The sequence below is a fragment of the Bacteroides cellulosilyticus DSM 14838 genome, from assembly GCF_000158035.1.
Classification (GTDB): domain Bacteria; phylum Bacteroidota; class Bacteroidia; order Bacteroidales; family Bacteroidaceae; genus Bacteroides; species Bacteroides cellulosilyticus.
Genome location: NZ_EQ973491.1, coordinates 713,615 through 731,586, shown reverse-complemented (window position 1 = coordinate 731,586; position 17,972 = coordinate 713,615). Strand labels below are relative to the sequence as shown.

At 39.6% G+C, this 17,972-nt stretch carries 8 protein-coding genes and 1 pseudogene; all 9 read left to right on the top strand.

What is annotated here, in order from left to right; genetic code table 11:
* Nucleotides 1-37 precede the first annotated feature (37 nt).
* Entirely contained in the window at nucleotides 38-3,004 is a 2,967-nt protein-coding gene (locus BACCELL_RS15100) for a SusC/RagA family TonB-linked outer membrane protein (RefSeq protein ID WP_044153906.1), read from the top strand.
* A 28-nt stretch (nucleotides 3,005-3,032) separates the two neighbouring features.
* Nucleotides 3,033-4,670, top strand: coding sequence for a RagB/SusD family nutrient uptake outer membrane protein (locus tag BACCELL_RS15095; protein ID WP_007212739.1), 1,638 nt, complete (start codon nucleotides 3,033-3,035; stop codon nucleotides 4,668-4,670).
* Nucleotides 4,671-5,046: 376 nt separating this feature from the next.
* Nucleotides 5,047-5,283: a RagB/SusD family nutrient uptake outer membrane protein gene (locus BACCELL_RS15090; RefSeq protein ID WP_227087798.1), complete on the top strand. Its 237-nt coding sequence runs from the start codon at nucleotides 5,047-5,049 to the stop codon at nucleotides 5,281-5,283.
* 585 nt (nucleotides 5,284-5,868) lie between these two features.
* A pseudogene (locus BACCELL_RS15085) lies at nucleotides 5,869-8,856 on the top strand (SusC/RagA family TonB-linked outer membrane protein); the annotation flags it as partial.
* Nucleotides 8,857-8,888: 32 nt separating this feature from the next.
* Entirely contained in the window at nucleotides 8,889-10,478 is a 1,590-nt protein-coding gene (locus BACCELL_RS15080) for a RagB/SusD family nutrient uptake outer membrane protein (protein ID WP_007212736.1), read from the top strand.
* A gap of 23 nt (nucleotides 10,479-10,501) precedes the next feature.
* Nucleotides 10,502-11,461, top strand: coding sequence for a hypothetical protein (locus BACCELL_RS15075; RefSeq protein ID WP_007212735.1), 960 nt, complete (start codon nucleotides 10,502-10,504; stop codon nucleotides 11,459-11,461).
* Nucleotides 11,462-12,128: 667 nt separating this feature from the next.
* Nucleotides 12,129-15,095, top strand: a complete 2,967-nt coding sequence (locus tag BACCELL_RS15070) for a SusC/RagA family TonB-linked outer membrane protein (RefSeq protein ID WP_282705117.1) — start codon at nucleotides 12,129-12,131, stop codon at nucleotides 15,093-15,095.
* Between the two features lie 22 nt (nucleotides 15,096-15,117).
* Entirely contained in the window at nucleotides 15,118-16,674 is a 1,557-nt protein-coding gene (locus BACCELL_RS15065; protein ID WP_007212733.1) for a RagB/SusD family nutrient uptake outer membrane protein, read from the top strand.
* A gap of 28 nt (nucleotides 16,675-16,702) precedes the next feature.
* Complete coding sequence (locus BACCELL_RS15060; protein ID WP_242577683.1) at nucleotides 16,703-17,497, top strand: hypothetical protein; 795 nt, start codon at nucleotides 16,703-16,705, stop codon at nucleotides 17,495-17,497.
* Nucleotides 17,498-17,972 lie beyond the last annotated feature (475 nt).

Sequence of the window (17,972 nt, the reverse complement as noted above, 5' to 3'; positions counted from 1 at the left end):
AAGTTCTGCGAAAACGCTTCAGATTTCGTTTATTGGTATGCAGACACAGGAGGTTGCAGTCAAACCTAACTTGAAGGTTGTAATGAGAGGCAATGCCGAAGCTTTGGACGAAGTTGTGGTAATTGCCTACGGTACCGCTAAAAAAGAATCATTGACAGGTTCTATTTCGGTAGTTGACAATAAAAAGATCGAGAAACGTATTACAACCAGTGTGACCGGCGCGCTTGAAGGTGCCGCACCGGGCGTACAAGTAAATAATACCTATGGCGAACCGGGACAAGCTCCCGAGATTCGCATCCGCGGTTTCGGTACATTGGTATCAGGTGCTTCAAGTCCTCTGTATGTAGTAGATGGAGTTCCTTTTGATGGAAACATGGCCGAACTAAACTCTAACGATATTGAGAGCATGTCCATCTTGAAAGATGCCGCCTCAGCTGCATTATATGGTAACCGTGCTGCTAACGGTGTAGTCCTCATTACGACCAAAAGTGGACGTAATACTAACAAACCAAGTATTACACTACAGGTAAATCAGGGTATATATAACAGAGGTATTCCCGAGTATGAACGTCTGGATGCAGACCGTTGGATGGAAGCAAGTTGGATGGCCAAGAAAAACTCTATGATGAGCAATACCGGGATGTCAGAAAACGAGGCGGCCGCATATGCCACGAGCCACCTAATCAGTGAGTCCATCGGCCGAAACATTTATAATGCTGCTGACGACAAACTGTTCGACAATAACGGAAAGCTGATAGCTACTCGTCTGACTGGTTATGACGACCTTGACTGGCAGGATGCCATTGAACGTAACGGACATCGTCAAGAATACAACTTGTCGGCTGCTGCATCCGGACAAAAATATAATGTATATTCGTCCGTAGGCTATTTGAATGAAAAAGGATATGTGAAGGCTACCGGTTATGAACGTTTCTCAGGCCGTATCAATACTACTTATACTCCCAATAAATGGTTTAAGGGAGGTGTGAATCTTACAGGATCCTGGACTAAACGCAACTATAATAGTAATGCCAGCGGTAATGCGTATGCCAATCCATTTTACATAGCCCGCTATATGGCGCCGGTATATCCTGTTTATTTACACAATGCTGATGGCACATATCAATTGGACGCTGCAGGAGACAAAATATATGATACTACTTCCCCTTATTTAAGCAACCGCCATATAGCATATGAAATGTTGTTCAACAAGCAGGAAAGCGTACGTAACGTATTAGGCGGACAAGCTTTTGCCACAATCTCATTACCTTATGGAGTGTCATTGACTGTAAAAGGTGACCTGAATAACAGTACTTCCAATAATAAGAAGTACGACAATCCGGAAATAGGTGACGGTGCTACCAACGGTGGTCGTTTGACTAGTTATGCTTACCAGTACAGAACCACGACCTTGCAAGAAATCGTAAATTGGAGCTACCAGTTCAATAACGTACATAATGTTGAAGTTATGGCAGCTCACGAAAGCTACAGTTGGGAACGTAAATATACAGCAGGAATGAATACCGGCATGGCAGTAGATGGAAATCTTACTATGGGTAACTTTCTCAATAACTCTTATTTCACGGGAAGTGATGATGAAGACAAAACGGAATCTTATCTGGCACGTCTGAAATACAACTATGATGATCGCTATTTCTTGGAAGGTTCGTTCCGTCGTGACGGTTCTTCACGTTTCCACAAAGATAACCGTTGGGGTAACTTCTACTCCGTAGGTGCAAGTTGGAACATGAAACAGGAATCTTTTTTGCAAGATGTTGACTGGTTAGATGCATTAAAACTGCGTGCTTCCTACGGTGAAGTGGGTAACAATATGGGCGTCAGCCTTTATGGACACATGGCTCTTTATACTATCGACAAGAACGGTGGTGAAGCTGCGTTGGTAAAACAGTCACTTTCTGCACCGGATATTAAATGGGAAACGACCCAGACCGTAGACATCGCTGTAGAAGGACGTCTGTTTAACCGCCTGAACTTCCAAATAGGCTACTTCGACAAGCGCTCTAAAGATTTACTATTTGAGGTTCGTCTGCCGCTTTCGGCTGGCTCTTATCCTTGGGTTGCTGATACTGCCCCGATGAACCTGACACAATACAAGAATATCGGTACCGTTTCCAACCGTGGTTGGGAAATCTCTTTGAATGCTGACATTATCAATAATAACGACTGGAAATGGAACTTTGGTGTGGACGCTACTTTCTTGAAGAACAAAATTGTGAAACTGCCTGACGGAAAAGATATTCTGCACGGTATGCAGAACTATTCTGAAGGGCATTCCATCTACGAATGGTACACTTACCACTTCGAAGGCGTAGACCAGATGACTGGTACTTCTCTCTATACACTGGATCCGGATAAGAAGGCTACTGCCGAAGAAGCTGGTGCATTGGCTACCATCAATGGTACAGATTATGCCACTGCCACTTCATACGCCAAACGTGATTGGGCAGGTAGCGCACTTCCCACAGTCTATGGATCTATCAGTTCGGCGCTTTCTTGGAGGAATTGGGATTTGAATATGTTGTTCACCTATTCTTTAGGTGGCAAGACATATGATGGCAGTTATGCTAGCCTGATGGGAGTATCCGAATCAGGTGCTTCTGGTAACGCTTACCATAAGGATATCCTAAACTCTTGGAAAGAAGTTCCCACCGGTATGACGGAAACTTCCGCCAACCGCATCAATCCGAATGGAACTCCGCGTGCCGATTTTCATAAGTCATCCGACTTGAATGCCGCTAGCGACCGTTGGCTGACCAGCTCTTCTTATTTGGTATTCAAGAATTTGAACCTGTCTTACAGTCTACCTAAAAGTTGGCTGAAGAACATAGGATTGGAAGGGTTGTCATTGACTGCCGGTGTAGAAAACCTTTTTACACTAACCTCACGTAAGGGACTAAATCCGCAATATTCGTTTAATGGAGGTTCGGATGATACGTATGTAACAGCCCGTGTATATAATTTCGGTTTGACTGTAAAATTCTAAAGATATAACCATATAATTCGTATTAGAAATGAAAAAAATACTCAATAAATTGTTCACAGGTAGCCTATTGGCATGTATGGTGTTAGTGTCCTCCTGTGCCGGTGACTATTTGGATACCGCTCCTACCGATTCAACGGGAGCATCCGATGCCGTAGGGACCACGGCAAATGCAATGAAAGCATTGAACGGTATAGCCAAAATTATGACTACACAGCAGTATTATTTTGGTCAGGGATTTGCAGGCGAAAACAACATCATGGCTCATTATGAAAACTATCCGAGCGAGAATTACTTATATAATATGTATGCTTCCGGATGGTCACCTATCCATAATCAAGAATTCCATACACGCACTAACTCTATTTATGATGCATACGCATGGTACTACTATTATACTATCATTGGTAATGCGAACACTATTCTTACCAATATTGATAATGCCGAAGGACTTCAAACTGAAAAAGATTTTGTCAAGGCTTCAGCACTGACTTTCCGTGCATACGCTTTCGAAAAGTTAGTGCACTATTACTGTTGGCGATGGCAGGATTCCAATAACGGCGCTTCACAAGGACTCGTGCTCCGTATTGATGAATCTACTGGCGGACAAGGCTATGCTACTCTGGCTGAGGTGTATGCGCAAATCTACAAAGATTTGGATGAAGCAATTGCCTTGTATAACCAGAGTGGTATGGACCGTGATGCCGCACAAGTATGGATGCCGAATGTAAATGTTGCTCATGCAGTCTATGCTCGTGCTGCTATAACTAAGCAAGATTACACCAAAGCTCTGTCCGAAGCTAAACTCGCCCGCCAAAACTATCCGCTTATGAGTAACGCTGAATATCAATCTGGTTTCTGCAATCCGACGAGTGAGTGGATTTTCGGTTGTTTCGGCGGTTCGCAAGAAAATAATTGGTATTGGAGTTATGGTACTCAGTTTGCTTGTAACGGATATTATGCGAGTGCAAACAATACTGGTGCTGGGGCCATTGGGCGTGAGCTTATTAACCGCATCCCGGACAATGATGCCCGCAAAGCGCTGTTCTTGACGGAAGACAAATTCCCCGGCTATGATTTTAATGATGGTTCAGCCATGGATTTGACTTACGGTATTCTTGGACTGGGTAAAGGCGAAGAAGCTGACTTGCTTTGGGAAGACGCTGCAGAGTATTGCCAGAGAATGGCGGTAAGCGGACTTGCCGCTCCTTATCAATCTGGCTATATGTATTTGGGTGGACAGTTGAAATTCTATGTATTTGATACTCCGGGGGTAAGCTATCTGCCTTTCATTCGTTCATCAGAAATGGTATTGATTGAAGCAGAAGCCAACTACTTCTTGAACAATGAACCGGATGCACAAGCCGCTCTGATAGAGCTGAATGCTACCTCTGGACGTAATCCTGAATATACTTGTACTAAAACCGGTGAAGCCCTTTGGAACGAAATCATGGATTATCGTGAACTTGAACTTTGGGGTGAAGGCTTTGCTTGGAGCGATTACAAAAGATGGAATCGTTCTGTAGTGCGTAAAGGATTCGCTGATGGAGGTAATGCACATATTTCCATTGCGAAAACGATCCCAGCTGATGGTGCAAACAAATGGACTTGGGATGTGCCCTTGTATGAAACCGATTACAACGATGAATTAAATCTTGCAGGAAAATAATTCTATCAGAACATATTGGCGGAATTAATTCATTACCATACCGATATGAACTATAATTCCGTCAACAGGTTCTACTGGATTTATAGATAAAGTGTTTTGTTTTAGTGGAGGGAATGTCCAATGACATTCCCTCCATTACTGCTTTATTATGAAATAGGTTAGTTGAAAAGCATCATTCTTGTTAAAACGGACATTAAATACCTTAATAATTGATTCTGCATTCAATACGCCACTTGGATTTAATTATACAGCTCAAGACGAGGTAAGTATTATAACTTTTCCATAAGGCTCTAATAAAAAGTGATGTATAAAAAAGAACTGTAAACTGCCTCCATCCTGTTAGTAATTAGCCTTAGATATGTTCTAAATCATCTCTTTGAAAGAAAGAAGGAAGGAACTGGTCATGGAAGGTCATCGCTTCTACGATGAAATGCGATTGGGTTTAACCCTAAACCGTGAAAAAACACAAGGTGAGGGTACTGACCATTACTTAAATTCAACGAATTTAATATCTCCGAACTGGGATGATTACAGAATAATATTAGCTATTCCACAAGCAGAAGTTGATGTTAGCCCTAATATTCAAGGGCAGCAGAATCCGGGATACGAATAAAGTCTTCTTAAAATAAAGTTGTTTTAGCTGAAATGCACCCTAAAAGTTTTATATATGACTTTTAGGGTGTTTTCTTATATTTATTTTCTCTAATTAAACCTGTAATTCTCTATTATATAAGAGAATAAATATTGATTTAATATAGGCTAATTGGAAGTTAGATTAAATGTTCTATTTATCGTTTTTATCGATACTGTTATTTGTTGTTTGTGAGAATGAAATTGTTCGTATTAAGCCCACCTGTACATAGTGCTTTTTTATTGAAAAATCAAGACTACGTGGTAAATTATTGATATGCATGCAATTTACCAATCTGGTTTGGGTAGAAAATTCAAGTATTTCATACATTTCAATCTCTACTTGAACCCATAGTATTAGTTTTGTTACTCATTTATATTCACATTCAAAAAAAACAACTAGCTGATAATTAGGTATTTGAAAATCAAATAAAGGAACTTTTAGGTAGATACAAATATATGTTCATGTTTTGTATATATCTAGTTTCTAGATATTTAATAAATTATATTTGTCTTGATTTGAGTTCTATAAATATATATTTGTTATTGATTATCAACAAGATGCAACCTACCGAGTTCTGCGAAAACATTGCAAATCTCTTACATAGGTATGCAGACGCAGGAGGTGGCTATAAAGTCGACTGTAAAAGTTTTCATGAAGTCCGACTCTGAAATGCTTGATGAAGTAATGGTGGTCGCTTATGGTACGGCTAAGAAATCGGCATTTACAGGTTCAGCTTCTGTGATAAAATCCGAAACTCTGGAGAAACGCCAAGTCTCAAACATATCAAATGCACTTTCCGGAACAGTATCAGGTGTACAGACACAAAGCACAAATGGACAGCCGGGAGAAAAAGCTACAGTACGTATTCGCGGTATTGGCTCCATGTATGCCAGTAATAATCCGTTGTATGTAGTAGATGGTATTCCGTACGAGGGCGACATTTCTGCTGTCAACTCACAAGACATTGAGTCAATGACAGTATTGAAAGATGCAGCAGCGGCAGCTTTGTATGGTGCCCGTGGTGCTAATGGTGTTATCTTGGTTACAACTAAAAAAGGAAAAACCGGAGAGACATTGGTATCATTGGATGCACGTTGGGGAGCTAATTCGCGTTTAGTGAAGAACTATGATGTATTGCAAAACGCAGCTACTTACATGGAAACTGCATACTCTGCCATATATAATGGTTATGTATATAATAGTAAATATACAGCTGAGAGAGCCTATCAACAGGCTAATGCCGATTTGATTCCAGGTTTAGGATATCAGATTTACAATGTGCCCAATGGTCAGAACCTGATAGGTCGGGATGGCAAACTGAATCCATATGCAACGTTGGGTTATAGTGATGGTGATTACTATTATACACCGGATAACTGGTCAGATGAAATGTTTGAAAGTAACATGCGTCAGGAATACAATCTGAGCGTATCTGGTGGTACTGACAAATTGAGTTATTATTTCTCTGCTGCTTATCTTGCCGATGACGGTATTATTGAGAACTCTGGTTTCGAACGTATTTCTAGTCGTATAAACGTAGATTATCAAGCTAAGAAATGGCTGAAGTTCGGTGTAAATTTAAGCTATGCAAATGTAAAAAGTCGCTATCCTGGAGATCAGGACACAGATGCAGCCACTTCATCGGGTAATGCTTTTTTTGTAGGTAACTTCATTGCCCCCATTTATCCAATGTATGTTCGTAATGCTGAAGGTCAGATTATGCATGATGCTAATACCGGTTATCGGATATATGATTATGGTGATGGTGAAAGTACAAACTTCACTCGTAACTTTATGAGTATGTCTAACCCAATGAGTAGTTTCCTCTATGATACGGAAGAATATTTAATGGATATCCTGAATGGGAAATGGTATGCTAAAGTAGATATTCTGGATGGTCTGTCTTTGACTGCTTCTTTAGGTTTGCATGTGGATAATACACGTTTACATATTGTAGGTAACAAGTATTATGGCCAGTCTGCATCCCAAAACGGTTCTGTGCAACAGTATTCATCACGCACGTATTCTCTGGACCAGCAATATTTACTGACTTATAAAAAAGCATTTGACGTGCATCATATTGATATTTTGGCCGGATATGAGAGTATGGATTATAATACTGAATCTCATTATATTCTGGGCTACAATATGTATAGTGATAAAAACTGGACTGCCTCAAATGTGATCGACCGTAAAAATGGTTCCGGTAGCTACGATGAATATGCTACTATCGGTATCATCACACGTGCCAGCTATGATTTCGATGAAAAGTACTATGCAAGTGCTTCTTATCGCCGTGATGCTTCTTCACGTTTCCATCCGGATAATCGCTGGGGTAACTTTTGGAGTGTGAGTGCTGCATGGGATATGGCTAAAGAGAACTTTATTTCTCATATTGACTGGATTAATATGTTGAAACTGAAAGCTTCTTTCGGACAACAAGGTAACGATAACCTTCTTTATAAAGAATACCCAAACTATTATCCTTATCAAGATCAATTTACAGTGAGCGGTTCGGAAGGAGTATTCTCTGACGGTGTACTCTTCTATAAAGGAAACAAAGATATCACTTGGGAAACATCCAATTCATTCAATGTTGGTGTGGACTTTGCTCTTCTGAAAGGACGCGTTGATGGTTCCATTGAATATTTCAATCGCCAGACGAAAGATATGTTGTATTACAAACCGGTAGCTATGTCCAATGGTTATACACAGTTCCCGATGAACATCGGTTCAGTGCGTAACTCAGGTGTTGAAATTGAATTGAATTACACTCCGATTCAGACTAACAATTTCAAATGGGTCATCAATTGGAACGGAACTATGATGAAAAATAAGATTCTTGAATTACACCCTGATCTGAAAGGGGAAATGATTAATGGATCTTATATATATCGTGAAGGTGAATCTTTATATCAGTTCTATTTGACGAAATATGCAGGTGTAGACCATGAAAGTGGTGAGGCGCAGTATTGGGCTAAAGATACTGACGGAGCAGAATATAAAACCAGTGACTGGTCGGCTGCTTATAACACAAACCGCCAGGCCAGCGGTGATCTTCTCCCCACTATTTATGGAGGTATCGGCACTACATTGGATTTTTACGGTTTCGATTTTTCTATCCAGTGTGCTTATCAGTTAGGTGGAAAGATATATGATAGTGGTTATCAGGCGTTGATGCATGGTGGTGGCTCACATGACCTTGGTTATAACTGGCACAAAGATATACTGAATGCCTGGACACCCGAAAACACGAATTCTGATATACCGCGTATAGATGCAATTGATAAATATACCAATTCTAGTTCAGATCGTTGGTTAACAAGTTCTGACTATTTCGCTATCAATAACATTACATTAGGTTACACACTGCCCCAAAGATGGTTGAGAAATTTAGGTATCGGCAGCTTGCGTGTTTATGGTGCAGCCGATAATGTAGCTCTTTTCTCTGCCCGCAGAGGACTTGATCCACGTATGAGCTATACGACTGCCTCAACAGACCGCTACACTCCTATACGTACCATTTCTGGTGGCCTGAAAGTAACATTCTGATAAATGGTTGAATTTTATAAAAAAGAAAGAATATGAAAAGAATATATAAGATAACGCAAGTTGCTCTATTCGGTGCATTTATAGTCGGATGTACTGACTTGGATACTGCCCCACTAAGTTCTACTATTACAGCCGACCAAAAAGAGGATGTGGTTGCTGCTGACCCTTCTAAAATTGAAGCCAGCGTAACTGCTATTACAGCTAACTTTACACAATATGCTAAAATTTATACCGAAGATGATAACGTACATAGTGATATAGGTTATCCTACTATTATGTTAGCTACTGATTCAAGAACTACGGATTTTGTAGCTGATATAACAGGCTACAATTGGTATTCTAATTCAGCCAATTATAGCGATTGCTTAAGTACGAGTACGGCTACCATCGAATTTTGGGGTACGCTTTACAACCAAATTTATACAGCCAACGCTGTTATTGGTACTGTAGATAATGAAACGTCTGACTCTACTCTGCAATTTTATTTGGCACAAGCATTGGCTATCCGTGCATTCGATTACTTTACGTTGGTACAGTTGTATCAGTTTAACTATAAGGGACATGAAGATGCCCCAGGGGTGCCCATTATTACTTCCGAGAATGCGGAAGAGGTAGCGGCAAATGGCTGCGCTCGCTCTACGGTAAAGGAAACCTATGAATTCATCTTGGGTGACTTGAATAAGGCTATTGAGTTATTGGCTAACACTAAGAAAACCCGTTCCGACAAGCGTTATGTTAGTCTTGATGTTGCTTATGGTATACGTGCTCGTGTTCACCTGACTATGCACAATTATGCAGATGCATTGAAAGATGCAGAAGCTGCACTTGCCAGTACATCTTCGGTTCCATATAGTAGCGCAGCGGTGAGCAAACCAACTTTCATTGATATTGAAGATGCGTCATGGATGTGGGGTATCTTAATTACGGATAAAGACCGTGTAAGTACTACTGGTATTTGTAATTTTCCATCTCACATGGGATCACTGAATTATGGCTATGCCTCTGTGGGAGGATGGCGCAGAATCAGTCCAAAACTCTACAACCAGATTCCTGAAAGTGATGTACGTAAAGGATGGTTTCTGGATGATACAGGCGTATCTGTAAATCTGCCGGCAGCAGCACAGGCTTATATTACTAAAAAAGGTGCTCCGGTTTACACACAAGTGAAATATGGCCCAATGAATGACGAATGGGGATCAAATAACAATGCAACTGATGTGATTTTGATGCGTGTAGAGGAAATGTATCTAATTAAAGCAGAAGCACAAGCCATGAACAATGATGTAAGCGGTGGTGTGAACACTCTCAATTCATTTGTAAATACCTATCGTGATCCGTCTTATAAATGTACAGCTACAACAGGTGAAGCTGTGCAGGAAGCTGTTTGGCATCAGCGACGTATCGAATTCTGGGGTGAGGGTTTAGCCTATTTCGATATCATGCGCCTGAATAAAGGTGTTAATCGTTTGGGATGCGGATTCCCAAAAACTGCGGTATTTAACATTGCTGCAGGTGATCCGGTCCAAATTTACAGTATCCCCAACAAAGAGGTACAATACAATCCATTGTTGGAAAATAATCCGTTGGTATCTGCTCCAACTCCGATACCTGATGAAGAATAAGTTAATTATAAAAAGGATAGAATATGAAATATATCAATAAAATATTTAGCCTGTTTGCTATTGCATTGATGGCTGTGGCTTGCGATCCGGATGCGGAAAGTTATACTCCGGGAGGATTAGAGGAGGGCAACCAAGGAATTTGTTTTGCAGGTAATTATACCCAAACGGTAGAAGTTGAACCTGGAGTTACTTCTTTTATCCTTACACTAAAACGTTCTGTAACTGATGCAGCTGGTTCTGTGGATATAAAGGTCTTGAATAACGAAGAGAATATATTTATATGCCCATCTACAGCATCATTTGCTGCCGGAGAGGCAACTACGACGTTGACTGTGGAGACTCCATCAGCGACAGCAGGGATTCTTTATAATCTAAAGCTGGCCGTGAGTGGTGATAATGTAAGTGAATACACTAGTGGATATAATGAAATTTCTGTTAATTTCAGTATCATTAAATGGGAATCAATCGGCACCGGTTATTATTTAGACGGTACTGTATCTACTTTCTTCGGCGTTGATCCTTCAATGCCGATGGCTGTAAAACTGGAACGGGCAGAAACGGCTACCAGCGTTCGTTTCCGCTTTGACAGTCCGTTTGCACGTGTAGCGACAGAAACGGTAGATGAGTATGGTGGCTACGATGGTTATCCTTTTAATGAGGAAAGCGATGTGGTACCGGGCAAATATCTCTTTACTATTGATGTGACCAGCCAGGGAGCGGCATTATCACCAGTTGATTTAGGCATGGACTGGGGATATGGAATGTTCTCTATCGGTTCTGTATATGGAAATCTGTCAACAAATATTGCGACATACCCATTGGGAACTTATGATGAAAAGGCTGGCTGTATTACCTTCCCTGCCAACTCTTTGTATATTAAGATGGCGGATTATAGCGAAGGGGCTGCCTCACCTTGTGCTAATCCTTCATATCTGTACTTAAATGGGGATGCTTATTTAGAGTCCTTAGAGGCTGCTAAATAAGGAATTAGTGAATTAACCTATTAATAAGCTCCATTCTTTCATTTGTTTTATGCCAAATGAAAGAGTGGGGCTTATCTTATTTTTTCAAAAATCAAGAGTGCGATTCTTTATATAAATCATTGTATACCTATATTTAGCTAAGTTTTTTTAAGACCGTTCACTGGGAAGCGAGCGATCTTTTTACATTCATTCAGCATGAGCAACTATTGAGTATACCTCCCGAACAAGCTTCGATAATGAGAATGTAGTCAATAACAAGGATCTATCGTTTTTGATCTCTATATTCTTTTCTTATTTTTTAGTTGTATGTATTCACATTGCATCCGATCGAATATAGTTTTTTTTTGAATAAAAATCAAGACATTTAAAAGAATCAATTTTAGATATAAAGTATATCGTTCTGATTTTGGTAACAATTTAAAATATATTATACAATTATGTATTGGTGAGAACCCATAGTATCGGTTTTATTGTTTATTTTCGCTTGTTATATAATGATAATAATCTTATAATTAGATATTTAAAATACAAATCAAGGATAATTCCGGTAGATACAAATATGTACTAGCATTTCTTATGCACCTTAAAATCAATGTTTTGGTAAATATTTATTTTCTTTCATTGAGTTCTACAAACAAATATAATCATCTTAATATCAGTTATATATATAGTACCGAGTTCTGCGAAAACGCTTCAGATTACGTATATTGGTATGCAAGCACAGGACGTTGCAATAAAACCGAATGTAAAGGTTATTATGAAGTCGGATACTGAAATGCTGGATGAAGTAATGGTCATAGCCTATGGTACCACAAAGAAAGAGTCTTTTACTGGTTCTGCGGAAGTTATCAAGTCTGAGAAGTTGAAAGAAAGACCAGTTGCAAACGTTACGAAAGCATTGGACGGTATGGTTGCCGGTGTGCAAACTACTTCAGGTTCAGGGCAGCCGGGATCAGGCTCTTCTGTAGTAGTCCGTGGTTATGGCTCTATCAATTCATCACAATCACCGTTGTATGTAGTGGATGGTGTTCCCTATGATGGTAACATTTCAGCAATCAATCCTAATGACATTGAAACGATGACAGTGCTTAAAGACGCTTCTGCTGGTGCTCTTTATGGTTCTCGTGGTGCAAATGGTGTGATTATGATTACTACCAAAAAAGGTAATTCCGGTAAGGTAAAAGTGAACTTGAAAGCAAATTGGGGTGTTTCCTCACGCGCTATTCCACGTTATGAAACGATGGACGAAGCCGGTTATTTAGAAACAATCTTCCAGTCATATAAGAATAATCAGATTATCAACGGTGGAGTTTCTCCGGAGTTGGCAGGTGTTGCCGCATTAGAGGCTATGAAAAGTGGATCCACTGCTATGCTGGGCCAGAACGAACAGTATAACCCTTTTAATTATAGTATTACAGAACTGATCGATCCTGTGACAGGAAAAGTACGTAGTGATGCCAAATTAAGATATAGTGAAGACTGGATGGATGAAGCTTTAAAAAGCAATCCTTTACGTCAAGAATATGTTGCTTCGTTCAGTGGTGGAAGCGACAAAACCAAATATATGTTTTCTTTAGGCTATCTTGATGAAGAAGGTCTGTTAAAGACAACAAAATTCAATCGGTATAATGGACGTTTGAATATAGACTCTGAAGTTACGAACTGGTTAAAAGCCGGAATGAGCGCCAACTACTCTCGCAATGAGAGCAATACAGCTGTTGAAAATTCATCCGGTTCATCCAATGTTTGGTACAGTGCACAATTAATGGCTCCTATTTTTCCTGTCTTTGAGAAAGATGCCAATGGTGCTACGGTTTATGACAATTTGGGAAATGCCGTTTTTGACTATGGTAAAAACAGACCGGCCGGTGCCAGTTCAGAGTGGAACACAATTGCTACCTTATATGATGATATGTATTCTACTCAAAGCGATAACCTGAGCGGACGTGTATATGCGGAATTAGGTGATTTGAAAAATACATTCTTGCAAGGATTGAAATTCTCTGTTAATTATGGCTTTGACTTAATCAATTCAGCCGGAGCAACTTATTATAATCCATACAACGGCAACTCTGTAGCCGTAAAAGGTACTATACAGAAAGCTACTGCACGTACATTCAGCTATACTTTCAATCAATTGTTGACATACGACAGAAAGTTCGGTGATCATCATTTTGAAGCTTTGGTTGGACATGAATTTTATAAATACAGATATGATTATTTGTCAGCAACCAAGACGGGATTCCCATTTGGTGGACTTTATGAACTGGATGCAGCTACAACGATTACAGGAGCATCTTCTTATCAGAACAATTATGCAGTTCAATCTGTGTTATCACGTTTGAATTATGACTTTGCCGATAAGTATTACCTTTCTGCCAGTTTCCGTACCGATGGTTCTTCTCGTTTCTATAAGGATAACCGTTGGGGTAAATTCTGGTCGGTCGGTGGTAACTGGCGTATCTCTCACGAATCTTTCATGAGTGACATTACTTGGATTAATAATCTGTCATTAAAGGCCAGCTACGGTGTGCAGGGTAATGATGCCATATTGAATGGTACCAAACAGAATTTTTATGCTTGGCAGTCATTTTATGATTTGGGTTATGCAAACTCGTCGATGAGCGGTGCGGCCGTAACTTCCTTGGAAAATAAAGAATTGAAATGGGAGAAAAATGCTAACCTGAATATTGGTATTGAAGCAAAATTGTTTGATCGTGTTTCTGCTACTATCGAATGGTATCAACGTAAGACGACAGATATGTTAATGTCATTCCCAATGGCAACTTCACTCGGTTTTGATGGCTACAACAAGAACGTTGGTAGTATGCGTAATACAGGTATTGACCTCACATTGGGAGTTGATATCTTTAAAGATACTCCGTTTACCTGGAACTTAACACTCCTTGGCTCTACGATTAAGAATAAGGTTTTGCAACTGGCAGATAAACCGGAAATCATTTCCGGATCTTATATCATTCGCGAAGGTGAGACTTTATATTCATTCTATACAGCAACTGCCGCTGGCGTTGACCCCGCAACTGGAGAACAACTGTATTGGGCATGGGATACCGATGAAAACGGAGCTAAGGGCAAAAAGTATATAACTAACGATATGGCCAAGGCTACTGCATGCAAAGAAATTCAGGGTAGCCGTATTCCCGATTTATATGGTTCCATTAATAATACATTCAAATATAAAGGATTTGATTTGAGTATCCTTTGTACATATTCTATTGGTGGTAAAGTATTGGATGGTATTTATAATACCTTATTATATGGCAATTATGTAGGACAGGCAAAGAGTAAAATGCTGGAACGTGCATGGAAAAATCCGGGCGATATCACAGATATTCCACGTATTGAAATCGGAAAGAGTTACATTGTTACTGATAACAGTTTGATTGACGCTTCCTATTTTGCTATTAAAAATATTGCTTTAGGATATTCTCTGCCTTCAAAGTGGATGAAATCTATCGGATTCGATTCTGCACGCCTGACTGCAACGGCAGACAATGTTGTGTTGTTCAATCACCTGAAAGGTATGGACCCTCAATATAACTTCACTGGGGGAACGGATTTTGGTTACGTACCTGTCAGAACAATTTCATTCGGAATTGATATCACTTTCTAAACCTGATTAAATAATATAAAAGATGAAAAAAGTATTATATATATTTTCTTTAATCGGCCTTCTTGCATTCAGCTCATGTGCCGATGAATTGAATACGGAACCGACTGACAAGGTATCAGGTTCTACGATATTTGCAGATGCAAGTAGCGCAGAAACTGCTATAAATGGTGTATACCGTATGTTATATGTAGCAGGGTGGAGTTCAAACTGGGGCTCAGAAAACTGCGGACAGACAGCTATCCAATTGCTTGGAGATCTGATGGCTGAAGATCATTTAATGAAAGAGCAGGGACAAGGCTGGTTTTATGAAGATTATCGTTTGAATGTTCATGGAGACTATTCAAATAAAGCTGGACGTCCTTATTCTATTTGGAACTTCTATTATACTATCGTTAGTAATGTAAATTATATCATTGCTTCAGAAAACACAATGGGAGGTGATCCGGAACTTAAGAACAGCGTTGTAGGGCAGGCCTATGCCATGCGTGCTTTTGCTTATTACTATCTGATACAATTGTACCAACAAACGTATAAAGGACATGAGGATGCACCCGGTGTACCTTTGTATACAGGGGCAACGGTTGCCGGTTCGGAGGGAAGCCCTCGTGGAACCGTTCAGGGAGTTTATACTCAAATCAATTCTGATATAGAAAAAGCTATTGATCTGTTAGGAAGTATCAGTAATAAAGTGCAAACGCATGTATCTCATATAGATTACTATGTAGCTAATGGCATAAAAGCCCGTATCTGCCTTACTCAACATGACTATGCAGGTGCTGCGACGGCAGCTGCTGAAGCCTTAAAGAAACCTTCATTGAAAGTTGCCACTATAGCCGAATTGGGCGGGAATAATAGTGTAAAAACAGCAGATGTTTTATGGGGAATGGAAATTATAGCCGATCAGTCCAGTGGTTTTGCAAGCTTCTTCTCGCATATGGATGCTGATGCACCGGGTATGTATGCTTCTAAAGCACGCCAATGCATAAGCACAGGGTTGTATAAACTGATTTCTGATACAGATGAGCGTAAAACAGCGTGGTTCCGTGGGGCCATTCCTTCTGACGAAGAAAAGACAGCGTCATCTTATACGAGTTACTGCCAAATTAAGTTTAAAATGGCAGATTACACAACCCGTACAGGTGATTACTTACTTATGAGAGCAGAAGAGATGATATTAATAAAGGCTGAAGCCGAATGTCATCAGAAAGAATATGGTGCTGCCCGTACCACAATAAAAACTTTAGGAAATGCGAGAGATAGTAAGTTTGAGGAACGTTTAGCTACCCGTACAGATGCAAATACTTATAATTCTGACACTAATGCTCCTTTGGAAACATTAATGGATGAGATTTTATTCCAACGTCGTGTGGAACTTTGGGGTGAAGTGGGACGTATCTTCGATATGCAGCGTTTAGGTTTGGGGTATAATCGTAATTATGAAGGCTCTAATCATACAGAGAAGGTAACGACAAAGAACACTAATGCCGCTTCTCCATTATTTATCCTTCCTCTGCCGCAGTCTGAAATAGATGGTAATGAGAATATTACCTCTGCGGATCAGAATCCTATAGTTCAATAATTTATAAACCTATATAATGAAGGAAAATATGAAACTATATACAATAAAGAAATATGCTGCTATATTGCTCTGTTTGGCAGCTTTTACCTCCTGCGATACAGATGCAGAAGGTACGAAATATGGTGTAAACGGAGTTGAAGCAGCTTTTGCATCTACTCAAATGAATGTGGAAGTAGGTGCTGAAGACAATGGTATTATCCGGGTTCCCGTGTATCGTGGAAATACAGATGCAGAGGCTTCAGTCGGCATTAGCATAGATGAAGCTACAGTAGAAGAAGGTGTATTCACCTTGAAAAGTTCCAATATAGCCTTTGCAAAAGGCGAAGCAGTGGGGTACGCAGAATTAGTTTTCGGTTCTATAGATGACTTGAGCGCTACTGGCAAATATGAGATTGTACTGACCATAGATGACAAGGATGCATTGTCACCTTCTAAATCCGGTGAAATAACTGTAACTGCCCAGAGAAAGTTGACATGGGAGGATTACGGAACCGGGATATATACTTCAGAACTTTTCGACCAGGCATGGGAACAGCCTATATTGAAAGCTAAAGAAGGTAATATATACAAGTTGCCGGATTGTATAACAGAAGGATATCCCATGGTCTTTACATTGAGTGAAGATGGCCAAACTCTGGTTAATTGGGACTTACAAGCTACTGGATATAAACATGCTACTTATGGAATGGTGTATTTCACTCCTACCGACATGCAACGTCAAGGCAATAAGTTGCTATTCGCAATGCGTGGAGCTGTTGCTGTAGAAGGCGGGTATGGAATTCTATACAGTGGCTTTACAGAAACATTAGAATTACCGGAATAATTGTTTCCTACTACTGTTATTTGGGAAATAAGTTTGTAACAGAGTATATCTGATACAAAAGATATGAATAAGGCTACCTCATTTTTATTTTGAGGTAGCTTTTCTTTATAAATAATACTATTTAGTTTTCGCTTTTCTGTTTTTCTTGTCTCTGTTCTTTTAAATATTTTTCTCTAAAAGGTGAATGGTGACTTTTTACTGAAAAATATATACTTTAAATTATATTTGCCTCTATGCATGAACCGCTAATCAGAAGTAACTTTCAATTATTTATTATTTTGTACATTCGTGCAGTGAATTAAACGCACAGTAGTTGTTTGATAGTTCATTTATATTTTAATGAAAGCGGTATATTGCTGAATTTCAATATAATATTTTCTAAATATGGGATAATACTGGTAGAATTTAATGAATTCATGTATATATAAAATGCTTATATACAAATAATTATAAAATAGGAAATACATAATATTTA

Coding starts and splice junctions, on each gene's coding strand:
- BACCELL_RS15080 (WP_007212736.1), top strand. CDS start 8,889: ATGAAAAGAATATATAAGATAACGCAAGTTGCTCTATTCGGTGCATTT.
- BACCELL_RS15075 (WP_007212735.1), top strand. CDS start 10,502: ATGAAATATATCAATAAAATATTTAGCCTGTTTGCTATTGCATTGATG.
- BACCELL_RS15100 (WP_044153906.1), top strand. CDS start 38: ATGCAGACACAGGAGGTTGCAGTCAAACCTAACTTGAAGGTTGTAATG.
- BACCELL_RS15065 (WP_007212733.1), top strand. CDS start 15,118: ATGAAAAAAGTATTATATATATTTTCTTTAATCGGCCTTCTTGCATTC.
- BACCELL_RS15060 (WP_242577683.1), top strand. CDS start 16,703: ATGAAACTATATACAATAAAGAAATATGCTGCTATATTGCTCTGTTTG.
- BACCELL_RS15095 (WP_007212739.1), top strand. CDS start 3,033: ATGAAAAAAATACTCAATAAATTGTTCACAGGTAGCCTATTGGCATGT.